Source organism: Gordonia soli NBRC 108243, assembly GCF_000334455.1.
Lineage (GTDB): Bacteria > Actinomycetota > Actinomycetes > Mycobacteriales > Mycobacteriaceae > Gordonia > Gordonia soli.
The window spans coordinates 143842-160027 of record NZ_BANX01000007.1; the positions used below are offsets into that span (position 1 = coordinate 143842).

Annotated in this window: 15 protein-coding genes; 4 read left to right on the forward strand and 11 right to left on the reverse strand. The window is 67.2% G+C overall.

The genetic code is table 11. The annotated features are described in order from the left end of the window. Window positions 1-85: 85 nt before the first annotated feature. The 4 genes from GS4_RS05945 to GS4_RS05960 all read left to right on the forward strand — a co-directional run bounded on the left by GS4_RS05945 (window position 86) and on the right by GS4_RS05960 (window position 2718). Window positions 86-601 (forward strand): flavin reductase family protein, encoded by a 516-nt coding sequence (locus GS4_RS05945; protein WP_007618516.1) that lies wholly within the window; start codon window positions 86-88, stop codon window positions 599-601. 175 nt (window positions 602-776) lie between these two features. Next, entirely contained in the window at window positions 777-1571 is a 795-nt protein-coding gene (locus GS4_RS05950) for a 3-oxoacyl-ACP reductase (RefSeq protein WP_007618518.1), read from the forward strand. A 129-nt stretch (window positions 1572-1700) separates the two neighbouring features. Beyond that, on the forward strand, window positions 1701-2228 hold the full coding sequence (locus GS4_RS05955) for an SRPBCC family protein (protein ID WP_007618520.1): 528 nt from the start codon (window positions 1701-1703) through the stop codon (window positions 2226-2228). A 79-nt stretch (window positions 2229-2307) separates the two neighbouring features. Beyond that, complete coding sequence (locus GS4_RS05960) at window positions 2308-2718, forward strand: DUF2834 domain-containing protein (RefSeq protein ID WP_007618521.1); 411 nt, start codon at window positions 2308-2310, stop codon at window positions 2716-2718. Window positions 2719-2931: 213 nt separating this feature from the next. Here the strand turns inward: GS4_RS05960 and GS4_RS05965 are convergent, their stop codons facing one another. The 11 genes from GS4_RS05965 to GS4_RS06015 all read right to left on the reverse strand — a co-directional run bounded on the left by GS4_RS05965 (window position 2932) and on the right by GS4_RS06015 (window position 16184). Next, the gene (locus GS4_RS05965; protein ID WP_007618522.1) at window positions 2932-3906 is read right to left on the reverse strand and encodes an ABC transporter substrate-binding protein; all 975 of its coding nucleotides are present in this window, start codon (window positions 3904-3906) and stop codon (window positions 2932-2934) included. Between the two features lie 45 nt (window positions 3907-3951). Beyond that, window positions 3952-5415: an NAD-dependent succinate-semialdehyde dehydrogenase gene (locus GS4_RS05970; protein ID WP_007618523.1), complete on the reverse strand. Its 1464-nt coding sequence runs from the start codon at window positions 5413-5415 to the stop codon at window positions 3952-3954. Next, window positions 5412-7286, reverse strand: a complete 1875-nt coding sequence (locus GS4_RS05975; protein ID WP_007618526.1) for an acetyl/propionyl/methylcrotonyl-CoA carboxylase subunit alpha — start codon at window positions 7284-7286, stop codon at window positions 5412-5414. Before GS4_RS05975 ends, GS4_RS05970 begins: the two co-directional genes overlap by 4 nt. After that, window positions 7283-8608, reverse strand: coding sequence for an aspartate aminotransferase family protein (locus GS4_RS05980; RefSeq protein WP_007618528.1), 1326 nt, complete (start codon window positions 8606-8608; stop codon window positions 7283-7285). Before GS4_RS05980 ends, GS4_RS05975 begins: the two co-directional genes overlap by 4 nt. A 100-nt stretch (window positions 8609-8708) precedes the next feature. Next, window positions 8709-9683 carry a 5-oxoprolinase subunit C family protein gene (locus tag GS4_RS05985; RefSeq protein ID WP_007618531.1) on the reverse strand — a complete coding sequence of 325 codons (975 nt, stop codon included), beginning with the start codon at window positions 9681-9683 and terminating at the stop codon, window positions 8709-8711. Then, the gene (locus GS4_RS05990; protein ID WP_007618533.1) at window positions 9676-10566 is read right to left on the reverse strand and encodes a 5-oxoprolinase subunit B family protein; all 891 of its coding nucleotides are present in this window, start codon (window positions 10564-10566) and stop codon (window positions 9676-9678) included. Before GS4_RS05990 ends, GS4_RS05985 begins: the two co-directional genes overlap by 8 nt. Continuing rightward, the gene (locus GS4_RS05995; protein WP_040509708.1) at window positions 10566-11327 is read right to left on the reverse strand and encodes a 5-oxoprolinase subunit PxpA; all 762 of its coding nucleotides are present in this window, start codon (window positions 11325-11327) and stop codon (window positions 10566-10568) included. Before GS4_RS05995 ends, GS4_RS05990 begins: the two co-directional genes overlap by 1 nt. 59 nt (window positions 11328-11386) lie before the next feature. Further along, the gene (locus tag GS4_RS06000; protein WP_007618538.1) at window positions 11387-12619 is read right to left on the reverse strand and encodes a sugar ABC transporter substrate-binding protein; all 1233 of its coding nucleotides are present in this window, start codon (window positions 12617-12619) and stop codon (window positions 11387-11389) included. A 42-nt stretch (window positions 12620-12661) separates the two neighbouring features. After that, window positions 12662-13675, reverse strand: a complete 1014-nt coding sequence (locus GS4_RS06005) for an ABC transporter permease (protein WP_007618540.1) — start codon at window positions 13673-13675, stop codon at window positions 12662-12664. After that, complete coding sequence (locus GS4_RS06010) at window positions 13672-14718, reverse strand: ABC transporter permease (RefSeq protein WP_007618541.1); 1047 nt, start codon at window positions 14716-14718, stop codon at window positions 13672-13674. Before GS4_RS06010 ends, GS4_RS06005 begins: the two co-directional genes overlap by 4 nt. Beyond that, window positions 14715-16184, reverse strand: coding sequence for a sugar ABC transporter ATP-binding protein (locus GS4_RS06015; protein WP_007618543.1), 1470 nt, complete (start codon window positions 16182-16184; stop codon window positions 14715-14717). Before GS4_RS06015 ends, GS4_RS06010 begins: the two co-directional genes overlap by 4 nt. Between the last annotated feature and the right edge of the window lie 2 nt (window positions 16185-16186).

Below are 16186 nucleotides of genomic sequence, written 5' to 3' on the forward strand. Positions count from 1 at the left end.
TCCACCATTGACGCTGTGCCCCTGCCTGTCACACGGCGACAGTCATCCACTCGGGGCCCCTCCGACCGACCGAAAGGTGCCGATCATGGCCACCACAACCTCCCCCGCCGGTGACTCGGAGGTCATCTCGGGCGAGCTCTACCGGGACACCCTGAGCCGGTTCTGCACCGGCGTCGCGGTGATCACGTCGATGGCTCACGACGAGACACCCGTCGGACTCGCCGTCGGCTCGTTCACCTCGGTGTCGTTGGACCCGCCCTTGGTTGCAGCCTTCGTCGCACACACGTCGACGACCTTCCCGCGGATCGCGGAGACCGGCCGGTTCTGCGCCAACGTGCTCGGCCACCACCAGCAGGAGATCTGTCGTCGATTCGCCCGATCCGGCGGCGACAAATTCGCCGAGACCAATTGGTCGGCAAGCGAGTTCGGCACCGCTCGACTCGACGACGCGGTCGCGTGGATCGACGCGGAGATCGATTCCGTGCAGCGCCTCGGCGATCATGATCTCGTGGTGGGGAGAGTCGTGGAACTGCGAGTGGGTGACGAGTCGCATCATCCGTTGGTCTTCTACCGCTCGGGATTCCACTCACTCGTGCACTGACGAGCGGTCCGGGTTCGCGACGCGACGGTGATAGGGTCGGGCGGTCCGACAGGGGTGCCGTCGTCAGACGGCTGAGATCACACCCATCGAACCTGCACCAGTTGGCACTGGCGAAGGGAACGTCGACCGCGGCCACGGCTGCATCTCGGCCTTCGCTGTACACGAGAGGCCGCACATGACACAGCCACGCACCCCGCGCACCGGTTCGATCGAGTTCACCGACCAGGTGGTCGTGGTCACCGGCGGCGCACGCGGTCTCGGACGCAGCATCACCGAGGCATTCCTCCGCGAGGGCGCCCGGGTTGTGGTGAACCATCACCGCAGTGCCGACGCCGCGACGGCACTGGCCGCCGCTCATCCCGGTCGCGCGATCGCCGTGAAAGCCGACGTACGTGTGCGTTCCGAGGTCGACACACTGATCGAACGGACACACGCGGCATTCGACGCACCGGTCACCACCGTGGTGAACAACGCGCTGATCGAGTTCTCGTTCGACGGCGACGCGCGCCCCCACGCGCACGAGATCGGTTACGAGGCCTTCGCACAACAGTTCTCGGGATCGATCCAGGGTGCGGTCAACGTGATCCAGGCCGCCCTCCCCGATCTCGCGGAGTCCGGCTCGGGGCGGGTGATCAACGTCGGCACCAATCTCTTCCAGAATCCGGTGGTGCCCTACCACGACTACACCGCGGCCAAGGCCGCACTGCTGTCGGTGACCCGGACGTTCGCTGCCGACCTCGGACCGCGCCGCATCGCGGTCAACATGGTCAGCGGCGGGCTGCTGCGTACGACCGATGCGAGCGCGGCAACCCCCGAGGCCGTCTTCGACGCGATCGCGGCAGCCACTCCACTGCGTGAGGTCACGACGCCCGAACAGTTCGCCGACGCCGTGCTGTTCTTCGCGTCTCCCTGGGCGCGCGCGGTCACGGGGCAGAACCTCGTGGTCGACGGCGGGCTCGTCAGCAACTGACCGTTGTCATGGCGGGCAGTCCCTGTCTCCCGAGGCACTGGGTACCCGCACAGGACGCCGCGGACGGGCGATAGCGCACACTCGCCAGAGCATGTAGGTTAGCCTACATATAAGTGCAGGTTAGGGGGCATGGAGTTCGACCTGTCTCTTCCTACTCGAGCCCCGCCCGATCGCACCGCCCCCAGTGAGAAGGTCCGCGCAATGAGAAGAATCGACGTCACCCGAACCATCGACGCCCCCATCGCAGCCGTGTTCGAGGCCTACATCGACCACGAGCGTTTGTCTGATCTGCCGATGGTGCGGTCGGTCACGATCGCAGTCCCCGGACGGGACGAGAAGAACGGTCTCGGCGCGGTCCGGGTAGTCGACAGCGGATTGGTACTCCTCCGCGAAGAGATCACTGCGTTCGAACGCCCGAACCTCATGGAGTGTCGGATTCGTGAATCCCGCCCCAAGACCGAGCATGAACTCGGTCGGGTCGAGTTCGCGCAGCACGGTGATCGCACAAAGGTCACCTGGACTACGGTTTTCGGTCTTCACAACCCAATTCTTGCACTGACCGAACCCATCTTCGCCGCCTGCTTCAAGGCCATCTTCACCCTGACGCTCAAGCAGGTGGAGAAGCGCGCTGTCACAGCGAGCGCGCACAAGCCCTAGACGGTTTCGCCGACGCTCCGACGGTTCACACCGATAACGGCCCGAGACGGGCCGACACGAGGAAAGGAAGGGGAGCCCGATGGACATCGGTCCACACTCGCCACTACGACGCCGGCTTCTGGCAGCTATAGCGGCGACCGCGTTCGTCACACAGAACTCGGTTGCGGTGCCATACGTCCTCGACAACGGCTGGCGATCAACACAGGACTTCTTCGTCGGGGGTATCTGGAAGACGGTTCCGGGTCGCTTCGCGATGATCGATCTGACGTTCGTCGTCATCGGATTTCACGCGTGGGCACTGCTGGAGAGCAAGCGACTGAACATACTCCGCTGGTGGTTCGCATCATTTGTGCTCACGTGGAGTGTGGGCATCGCAACCGCGATACCAGCGTTCCTGTACGCCCGCGACCGGGCAATCGCCGCAGCGTTGCCGAACAACCGCGACGATGCCGAGCTCGCACCGAGTAGCGGTGGCCGACCGACCTCGTGATCCGGCCGACACAAGGTCATCGACCACCCGCAGGTCGGACACATCACACTCGACTGCGACACGATGGTCGTCGCCGACGACGACCTCCGGATCATGATCTACAGCGCGGAGCCCGGCACCGGTGCCGCCGAGCGAGGCGTCCCTGGCGATCGTGCTCGGTGTCCAGGCCATGACGGAGTGATTCCGAGGGGTTCCGACCCGGCGGCGACGGATTCAGATCTTGGCGAGGACCGGCTTCATCGTGTCGATGAACCAGGGCACCGAGTAGACGGTCGGCGAGCCCAACCCGGTTGCGTTGTCGTTGTTCAGGAACAGCGTGGTGCCGGATCGCACCGCCGGCAGTTGGTCCCAGCCCGGCACCCGCGAGAACGCGGCCGGACCGCCGACGAGTGGCCAGAAGACGAGCACGTCAGAAGACAGCAGGTCCACCCGCTCCTGCGACACGAAGGTCCGCTGCCCGCTGTCGGATAGGCCCATCACCGCAGGGTCGAGCCGTAGACCCAGTTGCGCGAGAAGTCTGGTCGCCGGATCGTTCTCGGACGTGACCACCGCGAACCGCTGGTCCGGGCTGAGCTGCCCGAAGGTGAAGGTCTTGCCCGCGGCGTTCGGGTACTCGGCGCGTGCGGCACTGAGCTTGCCCTCGACGTCGGCGATCGCCGCAGCCGCCTGTTCCTGCTTTCCGAAGATCTTCCCGGCGGTGACCATCGTGTCCTGCCACCGGTCCCCGACCGCGCCCTTGGTCGTCACCGGGATGGTGGGCGCCAGCCGACTGAGTCGCTCGTAGGTGCTCTGGTCCGGCAGGTAGCCGACCTCACCGGCCACGATGAGATCGGGTTTGAACGCAGCCACCTGTGCGACATCGGGCGGCCCGCTGCCGGCGACGACCTCACCACTGTGTTCCGGCGTCCATTCGAATCGGTTGCCGGGACCGGCGTATCCGGCGGTGACGAACTCCGCGGTGATCGGGACACCGAGTTTCACGAGCGAGTCGGTCCAGATGCCACCGAACACGACGACCCTCTTCGGATTCGCCGGCACGGTGGTCGTCCCGTACTGATGGTCGACGGTGATCGTCTCACCACTCCCGGAATCGCCGTCGTCGGGCGCCGAACACCCTGCGAGGACGACGAAGACGGCGGCGACGAATGCACATAGGCCGAGTCGGCTGCGACGATTCACAGCCAGCACGTTAGGGCAGCCTTACCAATCCGCGCAAGCCGGCCCAGGTGAGATCTAGATCGCGATGTATTTGGCGTCGAGGTACTCCTCGATGCCCTCGGCACCGCCCTCGCGGCCGAATCCGGATTGGCGCACACCACCGAACGGCGCGGCCACGTCGGAGATGATGCCCCGGTTGATGCCCACCATGCCGGTGGCCATGCGGGCGCAGACGTGCGCCGCACGATCGACGTCTCGGGTGTAGAGGTAGCCGGCGAGTCCGTAGTCGGTGGCGTTGGCGGCCACGACCGCCTCGTCCTCGTCGGCCACGGTCACCACCGCTGCGACCGGACCGAAGATCTCTTCGCGCAGGATCCGGGCGTCGGCCGGGACCTGGTCGAGGAGGGTCGGTGCAAAGAAATGTCCTTCGCCCATGCCGATCGCACCACCGACCCGGAGCCGGGCTCCGTCGGTCACCGCGTCCTCGACGAGTCGAGCCACCCGCTCGGCCTGGCGGCGGTTGATCAGCGGACCGACATCGGTCAGCGGGTCGGTGCCGGGGCCCACGCGAAGCGCCGCGATGCGCGCGGCGAGTGCATCGGTGAACTCGCTCGCCACCGACTCCGTGACGTAGAAGCGATTGGCCGCCGTGCAGGCCTGCCCACCGTTGCGCATCTTGGCTGCCATCGCCCCGTCGACCGCCTCGGCGATGTCGGCGTCGTCCAGAACCAGGAACGGCGCATTGCCGCCGAGCTCCATCGAGGTGCGCAGCAGCTGGTCGGCAGAGCTGCGGACCAGGACCTTGCCGACCGCGGTGGACCCCGTGAACGTGACCTTGCGCAGCCGCGGATCGCCCATCAGGGTCTCCGCGACGAGCGCCGACGAGGTGGTCGGGAGCACGGACAAGACCCCGGGCGGCAGACCGGCGGCGTCGAACACCTCGGCCAGCAGCAGCATCGTCAGCGGGGTGTCCTCCGCGGGTTTCACGATGATGGTGCAGCCCGCCGCCAGGGCAGGGCCGATCTTGCGGGTTCCCATGGCCAACGGGAAGTTCCACGGGGTGATCGCCAGCACCGGCCCCACCGGGACCTTGGTGACCATGATCTGACCGGCCCCCGAGGGCGAGCGTGTGAACCGGCCGTCGATCCGGACCGCTTCCTCGGCGAACCAGCGCAGGTATTCGGCGCCGTAGGCGACCTCGCCACGGGCCTCGGCAAGGGTCTTGCCCATCTCCGAGGAGATCAGGCGGGCGAAGTCCTCGGACCGCTCGGAGACGATCTCGAACGCGGACCGGAGGATCTCCGACCGCTCCCGAGGTGCGGTGGCCGCCCACGAGTCTTGTACGGCCGCTGCCGCGGTCAGGGCGTCGAGGGCATCCTCGGCGGTGGCGTCGGCGACAGTCGCGATCACGACTTCGGTCGCCGGGTCGTGCACGGAGAACTCGCCACCGTCCATCGCGGGGCGTCGCCGTCCGTCAATCCACAGGTCCGTCGAGAGGCCGATGGTGGTCGGGTCCGCTGTGATCACTGTGCCGCTCATCTCTTCTCCACGATCTCTGCCAGCACAGCGCCCCGCGCCACCGGCGCCCCGGTCTCCACCGCGACATCTGCCACGATCCCCGCTCGGTGGGCCATGATCGGGTTCTCCATCTTCATGGCCTCGAGGACCGCGATAGGGTCGCCGACGGACACCTCCTGACCTTCGGTCACCGACACCTGGACGACGGTCCCCTGCATCGGCGCGACCACCGCCCCCCTCGGCGGCTTCGAGGCTCTCGGAGTCACATTACGTTGTGTGTCAACAGTTCTCGTCGCCGACGCGACAGTACGAGTTGTCGCGGTATGGGCGCCGCGTCCACCGGGGAACGACACCTCCACCCGGCAACCGTCGACCTCGACCACCACGGTCGACGACGCCCCGGCCGCGGATGCAACCGAGTGATCGCCGACGATCGCCTCTCCGACGACGACTTCACCGAGACCGGATGGGTCGTCGATCTCCAGGGCGTCGTCGAACATCGCGACATCGTCGAGGTCGACCGCCTCGATCACGTTCTCCCATTCCGACTCGATCCAGGTGGTGTACACACCGAAGGAGTCCCCGTCGCCGACGAACGCGGGGTGCGTGACGATGTGTCGGTGGAACGGGAGAACCGTTGCCATACCGTCGATCCGGAACTCGGCCAGGGCGCGGGCGGCGCGGCGCAGGGCCTGTTGCCGATCGGCGCCGGTGACGACCAGTTTCGCCAGCATCGAATCGAACTGACCGCCGATCTCGTCTCCGGCCGTGACCCCGGAATCCACGCGGACACCGGGTCCGGACGGTTCGCGATAGTCGGTGATCCGCCCCGGCATCGGCAGGAAGCCACGGCCGGCGTCCTCACCGTTGATGCGGAACTCGATCGAGTGCCCACGGGGGGTCGGGTCCTCGACGATCTCCAGATGCTTGCCCTCGGCGATGCGGAACTGCTGCTCGACGAGGTCGATGCCCGAGGTCTCCTCGGTGACGGGATGCTCGACCTGGAGCCGGGTGTTGACCTCGAGGAACGAGATGGTGTCGTCCTGTACCAAGAACTCCACCGTGCCGACGCCGTGGTAACCCGCTGCGCGGCAGATCTCCTTGGCCGACTCCGCGATCCGGGACCGCTGCACCTCGGACAGAAACGGGGCGGGCGCCTCTTCGACCAACTTCTGGAACCGGCGCTGTAGCGAGCAGTCGCGCGTCCCGGCGACCACCACGGCGCCGTGCTGGTCGGCGATCACCTGCGCCTCCACGTGTCGAGCTCGGTCGAGATACTGCTCGACAAAACACTCCGAACGACCGAATGCAGCGCGCGCCTCGCGGGTCGCCGCCTCGAAGAGTTCCGGGATCTCATCGAGGGTGCGGGCGATCTTCATGCCGCGACCGCCGCCGCCGTGGGCCGCCTTGATGGCGACCGGGACACCGTGCTTCTCGGCGAACTCGACCACCGCCGCAGCAGTGTCGACCGGGTCCTTGGTCCCGGCCGCCATCGGCGCACCCGTCTGCTCGGCGATGCGTCGGGCGGTGACCTTGTCACCCAGCGCGCGAATCGAGGCCGGCGACGGACCGATCCAGGTGAGTCCCGCATCGATCACCGCCTGCGCGAAATCGGCGTTCTCGGAAAGGAACCCGTAGCCGGGGTGGACCGCATCCGCACCGGTGTCGACGGCGGCCGCGACCACCTTCGCGATGTCGAGGTAAGACTCCGCCGAGGTCTGGCCGCCGAGCGCGACGGACTCGTCCGCCAGCCCGACGAACCGGGCCGACGCGTCCGGGTCGGCGTAGACCGCAACACTCCGACAACCCACGTCCCGGACCGCACGGATGATGCGGACGGCGATCTCACCGCGATTGGCGACGAGCACGCTCGAGATCCGTCGATCGGTCATCGGCCCGCCTGCTCGGTGAGGACCTCGGACAGGGCGGTCAGGAACCGGTCCGCGTCCGCGCCGCTGAAGGGCAGCGGTGGGCGGATCTTGAGCACGTTGGCATGCCGCCCCGATGCGCTGATGAGAATGCGCTTGCGCCGCAACTCGTTCACGATCCGCGCGGCCGCCGCCGGGTCGGGGGTCTTGGCCTCCGGATCGGACACGAATTCCGCTGCGATGAACAGCCCGCTGCCGCGTACGTCCCCGATCTCGGGGTGTGCGGCGGCGAGTTCACGCAGACCGGCGTCGAGTCGGCCACCGACCACCCGGGCGTTGTCGACCAGCAGGTCGTCGGTGATCACGTCCAGGACCGCCGATGCGGCGGCGATGCTGACCGGGTTGCCGCCGAAGGTGTTGAAGTAGCGGATATCCTGGCCGAATCGCTCGGTCGCCGCCTCGGTCCCGACGAGCGCCGCGACGGGTACACCATTGCCCATCGGCTTGCCGAGGACCACCAGGTCGGGGTCGATTCCGTGACGCTGAAACCCCCACCAGCTCTCGCCGAGACGCCCGAAACCCGGCTGCACCTCGTCGGCGATCCACAACCCGCCCGCGGAATGCACCGCCTCCACGGCGGGTGCGAGGAACCCGACGGGGTGGGATTGGACACCGTCGCTGGACATGATCGAATCGACGATCATCGCTGCCACCCCGACGCCACGTTCCTGCAGGTCGCCGATCGCGGCCCGGACGCGGCCGGCGAAATCCTCTGCCGCCGCGGTCGGGTCGTCGCGATAGGTGTCCGGCACATCGACCAGGACGACCTCGGAGCCGACGGGATTGTTGGGGCCGAGGCTCGGGGAGATCTCGGCCGCCGACGCGGTGGTGCCGTGATAGGCGTGGGTGGTGCAGATGATCCCGCGAGCGCCGGTCTGATACCGCGCGATGCGCAGCGCGAGATCGACGGCCTCGCTGCCGGTGCAGGTGTACACGACCTTGGCCAGTGCATCGGGAAAAAGTCCGAGCAGCCGCTCCGAGTAGTCGATGATGGGTTCGGTCAGATAGCGGGTGTGGGTGTTGAGCACGCCGAGCTGCGCACTCACCTTCTGCTGTACATGCGGGTGGCTGTGGCCGACGGCCGGCACATTGTTGTAGACGTCCAGGTACTCGTTTCCGTCGGCGTCGTAGAGGTGGACGCCCTCACCGCGGACCGGGGCGACCGGCTCCTGATAGAAGAGTCGGTAGCTGGACGCGAGGACGGCGTCGCGCCGTCCGATCAGCGACCGGGCGGCGGGGTCGAGGCCGTCGATCGCGGATCCGTCGAAGGCGTTGGCCATGTGCATGCTCTTCGTGTTCACTGCTCACTCCAGTCGATGTCGGGGCATGTCGAGATCGCGGACATGCGGTGTGCGTGTCTGCGTGGTCGGGTCTGACACGGTTCGGTCAGGCCAGTGCGGCGCGATACAGGCGGTCGATCAGCTCGCCACGGGCCCGCCGTTCGCGCAGGGCGTCGTCGACGTCCACCCGTTCGAGGTGGACGGTGTCGGGGGCCTTCATCTGCGCGAGCCGGTCGATGTCGACGTTGATGATCGTGCCGACGGTGGCGTACCCACCTCCGGTGACGCCGTCCCGGAGCAGACAGATCAGTTCTTCGCCGCCCGGGACCTGGATCGACCCCATCGGATAGCCCAGGTCGACGACGTTGCTGGGATCGTCGCCGGCGCCGAACGGAGCCTCGCGATCCACGAACTCGAGTTTCGGGCCGCTGAGTCGGTAGCCGACGCGATTCGCCTCGATGCCGACGGTGAAGTCGGACGAGAACATCGCCTCGATACTCGCCGAGGTGAAGCGATAACTACACAGGCCCAACACGACTCGGATCGACTGGGTCTCGTCGAGGTCCGGCCGTAGCTCGGGATCGACGGTGTGACCGAGGCGGGTCAGGGGTCCGTAATCGTGCGCGGTCGCGATCACGTCACCCACCTGCAGGGCACGGCCGTCGATCCCGCCGATACCCGATGACAGGTAGGTCGAGCGGCTACCCATCACCATCGGTGTGCCGATCCCACCGCGCACAGCGACGTAGTTCCGGGCTCCGCGGGTCGCGGCGCCCACGCTGAGGGTCGAACCCGCCCGGATCGGGAGCGTCGTCCAGGTGGGCATCGGCTGCCCGTCCACCCGCAGATCGGTCTCCGCACCGGTCACCGCGACGACCGCGTCGCGGGTGAGATGCAGTGTCGGACCGACGTACACCGACTCGAGAGTTGCCGCTCCGGGAGCGTTCCCGACCAATGCGTTCGCCGCCTGATGGGACAGGTGGTCCATCGGTCCCGACGGTGGCAGGCCGATCGCGAAGTAGCCGTGTCGTCCCAGATCCTGTACCACGGTCTGCATTCCGGCCTCGACGACGTCAATCACTGTGTAGTTCCTCGAGAAGATGGCGGTTGTAGTCCAACGGATCGTCCAGGAAGTCGGCGAGGGTGAAGGTGACGGGACGGCGAAGGTATCGGTACCGCCGTTCTTCGACCTCGACGCGGACCGCGTCGTACTCGTCACGATCGATCGGCCGGTACTTCACCAGGAGACCGGCGTGAGCGAGAACGGGATCAGCTGCGAAGTCCGGCAGTGTCTGCGACAGGTCGAACACGGGAGTCGCGGCGCGTCCCACGAGTTGGTAGCCACCGGCCCCGCGTGCCGGGTAGATCGTCGCGAACGCGCCGCCGTGACCGAGGGCGCGCTCCGGGGTGTCGGTGCGCGGGCGGACGTACTTGGGCGCCTGGATCTGCATCTCCTCCGGCACCAATTGCATCGATTCGGCGTTGCCGGGGACGAAGCACATGAACGTCACGATGAACGGGTTGCCCGAATGCGCTGCGATGAACGCGTCGGTCGACTCGAAACCGTTGACGCGCGTGATGTATTCGAGGTCGTTCTCGTGGTCGGACTGATGTCGGTCCCGAAAACGCATGACCGTCTCGGTCGTCCACGGATCGTCGTAGAGGACCGGGACCTCGAGGATCTCGGTCTCGAGCGCCACGTCGTCGGCCCCGACGAATCGTCGGTGCTGATCCCGGATCGGGTCGAGCAGGGACCGCGGATCACACCGGTCGGGATCGACCCGGACCATGTACGACGCGTTCGATGGGCAGACGTCGCGTACCCCGTCGATGTCGAGGTCGACAAGCGCATCGGCGATCGCCTGGATGCGCAGCGCCCCCGGCAGGGACATGTGCTCGGTCATCTCGACGAAGACGAATTCTTCTCCGCCATAGCTCAACCGGGCGCCGTCGGCGAGTTCCATCAGGAGCCGGCCTCGAATGCGGACCGCACCGCGACGCCGTTGTCGGCGAGCACGCGTCGGACCGCACGGGCGACCTCGATGACGTTCGGCCGGTCGCCGTGCACACAAATCGTCTGCACCGGCATCTCGACCTCACGACCGGACACTGTCATCGCGGTTCCGCGTGCCATCCGCAGCGCCTGGGCCGCGACGGAGTCGGGGTCGCGGCGGGCGGGACGTGGTTCGATGATGTTGCGACCGTCGTCGTCGAACTCGAGGTCGCACGCGTTGTCGGCGACCACGGGCAGGCCCGCTGCGCGGAGTGCGTCGACCCCCGGCCCCGGCGCGAGCAGCAGCGGGATACCCGGCTGCAAGGCCTGTAGTGCCTGTCCGATCGCGACCGAGCGCTCGGCGCTGCGTGCGATGGATCCGTAGAACGCACCGTGCGGTTTGACATGCGACAGCGTCACCCCGCTCGTGCTCGCCAGTCCCATCAGCGCACCGACCTGATACAGCGTGTAGTCGACGGCATCCCGGTCGGACATCTCGATCTGCCGTCGACCGAAGCCCAGGAGGTCCGGGAAACCCGGGTGGGCGCCGATGTTCACGCCGGCCTCGGCGGCCATCTCGACTGCGGCGCGCATCGTCGCGGGATCGCCCGCATGCCACCCGCAGGCGATGTTGACCGTGGAGACCAGCCCCACCAATTCCTGGTCGTCACCCAGACCCCAGCGGCCGAAGCTCTCGGCGATGTCGGCGTTGATGTCGATGGATTCGGTCATCGTGTCTTCCTCTCCGTGCCCGGCCGAGCCGCGCACGACGTTCACTCCTGCCACGACGTTCACTCCTGGACGCAACCGGGCAGACCTGCGGGCAGCTGTCCCGACGTCACGGGGCCGTTCGTCCATCCACTGTCGCACTCCGCGCGGGTGTAACTCCGGCGCCACGGGGGCTGCGCGAAGCCGTCGATGTCACCGAGGGGTTGCAGGTCGGCCATCGGCTGCCCGGTCCGGGCCGCGGTCAGCGAACTCTGCGGGAGCAGGTCCTTCTGGAAGATCTCCGTGACGAAGGTGTCCGACTCGTTCGGGAAGAAGTTGCAGCCGTCGACGAACTCGCTTCCCGGGCACGGCTTCGCCGTCGAGGTGGTGACCCAGGGAAGCGGCATCTCGACGTTCTTGGGCACCGAGTCCGGGCCGTCGCGGAGGATCTTCAGACCGACCCGCATCGCCACGCCGGCCTGCGCAGGCGGCGACCCCGACGAGACGCCCGGCCACCCCCGACTCAGCATCTTCCGGAAGTAGTTGCCGTTCTCGCCGGTGACCGGCACCCGCTTACCGGCCGCCTGCAGCGCCTTGATGACGCCGACCTCCCCGTCCTGCGACCACACGCCGTCGATGTCGGGATGCGCCGCCAGCGCCTTGGCCGTCTCCTGCTGGCTGACCGCGGTGTCCCAACTCCCGTAGTACTCCGACACGACCCGGATGCCCGGGTTGCGGTCGAACACCGCCTTGGCGGTGTCGTAGTGGACCTGGTCCGTCGAGGTCCCGGCCACGCCGCGGTTCATGAAGATCTTGCCCTCACCGCCCAGCAGATCGACCAACGCCTGAGCGGTCTGCGCCCCGAAGAACGCCTCCTCGGACGGATCCGTGCGGGCTCCGGTGATGAAGGCGACGTTGTATGCGCAGGGCTCACGCACCGTCGAGTCGTAGGCGACGAAGGTGACACCACGCTCACAGCCCTGGCGGATGACGGGGTTGAGCGCGGTCGGCGACAGCGGGTACAGGACGATCAGCTTGGCCTCGGCGGCGATCATGGACTGCAGATCTGAGATCTGCTTCTGGATGTCGGTGCCAGAGATCTGCTTGCGAATCGTGTACTTGCCGGCGTTCTCCGGCGAGTTCGCCACGGCCAGTGCCAGGTTCGCTGCCTCGTCCTGCCAGTTGTTGCCGCTGTAACTGAGGTCGAGGAAGATCTTGTCCTTGCCGTCGTCCTGCGCGGTACATGCGGTCAGGGTGACCGCGGTCAGCGCGGCCATCAGTCCGGCCAGGTACTTGGGTGGGATTCGGAGTCTCATGGAGGTCTTCTTCTGTCGTGGTGGCGTTCGAGGTGTCGGCGGTCAGCGGCGGCGCGCGGCCAACCGGGCACCGACGAGGGCGATGACGATGACCAGGCCGTACACGACCTGCTTCCATCCCTCCGCGAGTCCGGTTGCGCTGATGTCGATCCCGATGAGGGTGAGCAGCAGTGCTCCGGCCAGGGTGCCGCCGTAGGACCCGGAGCCGCCGCGGATGGACGAGCCACCGACGACGACCGCGGCGATGCTCGGGAGCAACCACGACTCACCGACATTGAGGTCGGCGCCCGAGGAGTACCCGAGCAGCATCACCCCGGCCAGGCCGTAGGCGATACCCGCGACGCTGTACACCGACGTGGTCGCCCGATGCACGTCCAGTCGGGAGTTCCGGGCCGCGGCAACGCTGTTGCCGAGTGCGTAGGCCCGCATACCCAGCGTCGTCCGATGCTGGATGAAGAGACAGAGCGCGGCGACGACGACGAAGATCCAGATCGCGACCGGGACGCCGAGCAGGGTCGTGCTGCGGTCCATCAGGTCGGCCAGCACCTGGGGCGAGGCCTGGGCCGGGGCCCCCTGGGCGACTCCGAGCAGGATCGAGGCCAGGATCGTGCCGACCGCGAGGGTGACGATGAAGGGCGGGAAGCCCATCCGGGTCACCAGGATTCCGTTCACCGCGCCTACCACGGCGCAGAACACCAGTGCCAGGAGCACTGCGACGACCACCGGCACACCCGACGACGCGAGGGAACCCGTCGCGAAGGCTCCCAGGGCGACCTGGGAGGCGACCGAGAGGTCGATGCCACCGGTCAGTACGACCAGTCCCTGCCCGAAGGCGACGACCGAGAGGAACAACCCGAGGATCAGGACGTTCACGAGCAGGCTGGTCGAGGGAAAGCTCTCACTCGCCAGTCGCGACAGCGGGAACCCGACGATGAGCAGCACCCAGACGACAAAGGACTGGCTGCGGACCAGGTCGGCCAGTCGTGACCGCCATGCCGGCGTTGCCTGCGCATTGCCCGCGGGCGTCGTGCCCACGGCTTCACTGACGTCGGTCATCGGGCCACCTTCTCCGGGTTCTGTGTGCTGGATGCCTGTACGGCGACTGCAGTTCGGGCGGTAGGTGACGCGGACGATGCTGCGCGGGCCGCCGACATCCGGCGGCCGAGGATCGGCAACGCCAGGGCGAGGATGATCACGACTCCCTGCAAAGCTCCCGACCAGAAGTCCTCGACACCCGCGGCGAAGAGGAGTTTGGGCAATGCGATCAGGCTGCCGGCACCCAGCATCGCGGCCACGGCGCTACCGGAGCCGCCCTTGAAACCGACGAGCCCGAGCGCCATCGCGGCGAAACAGGTCAGGAGGAACGGGCGACCGGAGTTCGGGTCGCCCGAGGCGGTGATCGCCGTCAGGTAGAGGCCGGCCGCGGCGTAGAGGCCTCCGGCGAGCGTGTAGCACAGCACCTCGACACCGTCGACCTTGATGCCCGACATCCTGGCGGCCTGCCGGTCGGCGCCGATTGCAAAGGCTGAGACCCCGATCGGCGACGTGCTGAACAACCACCAGGCCACGGCGAGGACCGCGAGGACGATCGCCGCCACCGGCAGGACGCCGATCGGGTCGACCAGCGCCAGAGCGTACGACTCCGGGACCTCGCCGCCGGGTGCGGGCAGGATCACCAACGCTATGCCGGTGAGCACGATGAACGCGCCAAGGGTGACGGCGAGGGATTGGAGCCCGACCTTGACGATCAACAGTCCGTTGATCAGGCCGACGAGGAGTCCCATCGCGATGACGCCGATGATGACGAGCCAGAGCATGCTCGGATACTTGGCCATGGTGGTGGCCGCGACGACGTTCGCCAGACTGATGGTCCCCGCGACCGAGAGGTCGAACCCGCCGGTGATGAGGACGAGTGTGGTGCCGGCCGCGGCGATCGCGAGGGGCGTCATCAGAACGACGAAGTTGTTGAACGCGTATGCATTCCGCTCAAACGGGGTGACGAACAGGACGGCGCCGTAGCAGACCGCGAAGATCGCCAGCGCGATGACGGTCTCCCGTCCACTCGCGACGCTGCGGCGACTCAGACTGTCGAAACTCATCGGACCTCCTCCGGGGTGCGGCCCAGGATGGAGCGCATGATGGTTGCCTCGGTGAGATCGTCACCGGTGTGTTCGGCGACGATCCGGCCCTCGTACAGGGAGCACACCCGGTCGCAGAGTCCGACCAGCTCCGGTATCTCGGTCGAGTAGACGAGGACCGCGTGGCCGGCCGCGGCGAATTCGCGGGTCATCTTGTAGATCTCCAGTTTGGTTGCGGCATCGACACCTCGGGTGGGATCGAAGAGCAGCAGGCAGCGTGGCGACTGGGCGATGGCGCGGCCGAAGACGACCTTCTGCTGGTTGCCGCCCGACAAGTTCGAGATCGGACGTTCGAGCATCGGCAACGGGAGGTTGATCTTGTCGGCCAGCGCGTGCGCCAGGCGCTGTCGTCGGCTGACCGAGATCACCGATCCGGTCGAGTACTGCTGTGCCAGTGGGAAGGTGAGGTTGAAGTCGGAGCGCATGTCGAGGAACAGGGCCTCGGTCTTACGCTCCTCGGGTACGAGCGCGACGTCCACACCGTCGTCGCCGCCGGCGACGTCGATGGTCCCGGACTCGGCGCGGATCTCGCCGCCGAGGGTGTAGAACAGCTCCTTCTGTCCCTGCCCCTCGAGCCCGGCGACGCCGACCACCTCGCCGACACGGACCTCGAGGGTGACGCCGTCGAGCTTCGGACCGACCGCGAGATCGACCACCCGGACTGCGATTTCACCGTGCGGTCGGTCGGACTTGGCCGGGAATGCGTGGTTGAACGATCGTCCGATCATTAGCTCCACGAGGGCGTCCTCGGAGAACTCGCCCCGGCGGAACTCACCGACCGTCCGGCCGTTGCGCAGCACCGTGCCGGTGTCGCAGATCCGCTCGATCTCGGCGAGCTTGTGGCTGATGTAGATGACCGACGTCCCCTCCGCGGTGACGCGCTCGAGCTGACGGAACAACCAGTTCGGGTCGGGCAGGGCAGCGGTCGGTTCATCGAGGACGAGCAGGGTCGGCGCCGTGGTGAGAGCAGCGACGATCTCGACCTCCTGTCGCGCAGCCAGACTCAACTCACTGATCGTCGCCGTGGGATCGATGTGCGATGCCTCCCACCGCTGCAGGTGGTCGGTGGCGCGGGCCACGAGTTCCCGCTGGGAGACCATCCCGAAGCGGGTCGGCAACTTGGGTAGGCACAGCTTGGTCGCGACCGTGATGTTCGGCGGTGCGCTCAACTCCTGGTAGGCCATCGCGAGACCGATCTCGCGCGACGCGGTCGGCGAGCCGGGCGTGAGTGATCGACCGCCGATGGTGACCGTCCCCGAGTCGGGGGTGACGATGCCCGAGAGCACCTTCATCAGGGTGGACTTTCCCGCGCCGTTCTCACCGAGCAGGCCGTGCACCTGACCGGTGTCGACCGACAGACTCACGTCCGACAGTGCTGAGGTGGCGCCGAATCTCTTGCTGACATTGCGTATCTCGATGTGTGTCATGT

What these genes read in the sequence shown, in the direction of transcription:
- GS4_RS05945 (WP_007618516.1), top strand. Translation starts at nt 86, where the DNA reads ATGGCCACCACAACCTCCCCCGCCGGTGACTCGGAGGTCATCTCGGGC.
- GS4_RS05950 (WP_007618518.1), top strand. Translation starts at nt 777, where the DNA reads ATGACACAGCCACGCACCCCGCGCACCGGTTCGATCGAGTTCACCGAC.
- GS4_RS05955 (WP_007618520.1), top strand. Translation starts at nt 1,701, where the DNA reads ATGGAGTTCGACCTGTCTCTTCCTACTCGAGCCCCGCCCGATCGCACC.
- GS4_RS05960 (WP_007618521.1), top strand. Translation starts at nt 2,308, where the DNA reads ATGGACATCGGTCCACACTCGCCACTACGACGCCGGCTTCTGGCAGCT.
- GS4_RS05970 (WP_007618523.1), bottom strand. Translation starts at nt 5,415, where the DNA reads ATGAGCGGCACAGTGATCACAGCGGACCCGACCACCATCGGCCTCTCG.
- GS4_RS05975 (WP_007618526.1), bottom strand. Translation starts at nt 7,286, where the DNA reads ATGACCGATCGACGGATCTCGAGCGTGCTCGTCGCCAATCGCGGTGAG.
- GS4_RS05980 (WP_007618528.1), bottom strand. Translation starts at nt 8,608, where the DNA reads ATGCACATGGCCAACGCCTTCGACGGATCCGCGATCGACGGCCTCGAC.
- GS4_RS05990 (WP_007618533.1), bottom strand. Translation starts at nt 10,566, where the DNA reads ATGGAACTCGCCGACGGCGCCCGGTTGAGCTATGGCGGAGAAGAATTC.
- GS4_RS05995 (WP_040509708.1), bottom strand. Translation starts at nt 11,327, where the DNA reads ATGACCGAATCCATCGACATCAACGCCGACATCGCCGAGAGCTTCGGC.
- GS4_RS06000 (WP_007618538.1), bottom strand. Translation starts at nt 12,619, where the DNA reads ATGAGACTCCGAATCCCACCCAAGTACCTGGCCGGACTGATGGCCGCG.
- GS4_RS06005 (WP_007618540.1), bottom strand. Translation starts at nt 13,675, where the DNA reads ATGACCGACGTCAGTGAAGCCGTGGGCACGACGCCCGCGGGCAATGCG.
- GS4_RS06010 (WP_007618541.1), bottom strand. Translation starts at nt 14,718, where the DNA reads ATGAGTTTCGACAGTCTGAGTCGCCGCAGCGTCGCGAGTGGACGGGAG.
- GS4_RS06015 (WP_007618543.1), bottom strand. Translation starts at nt 16,184, where the DNA reads ATGACACACATCGAGATACGCAATGTCAGCAAGAGATTCGGCGCCACC.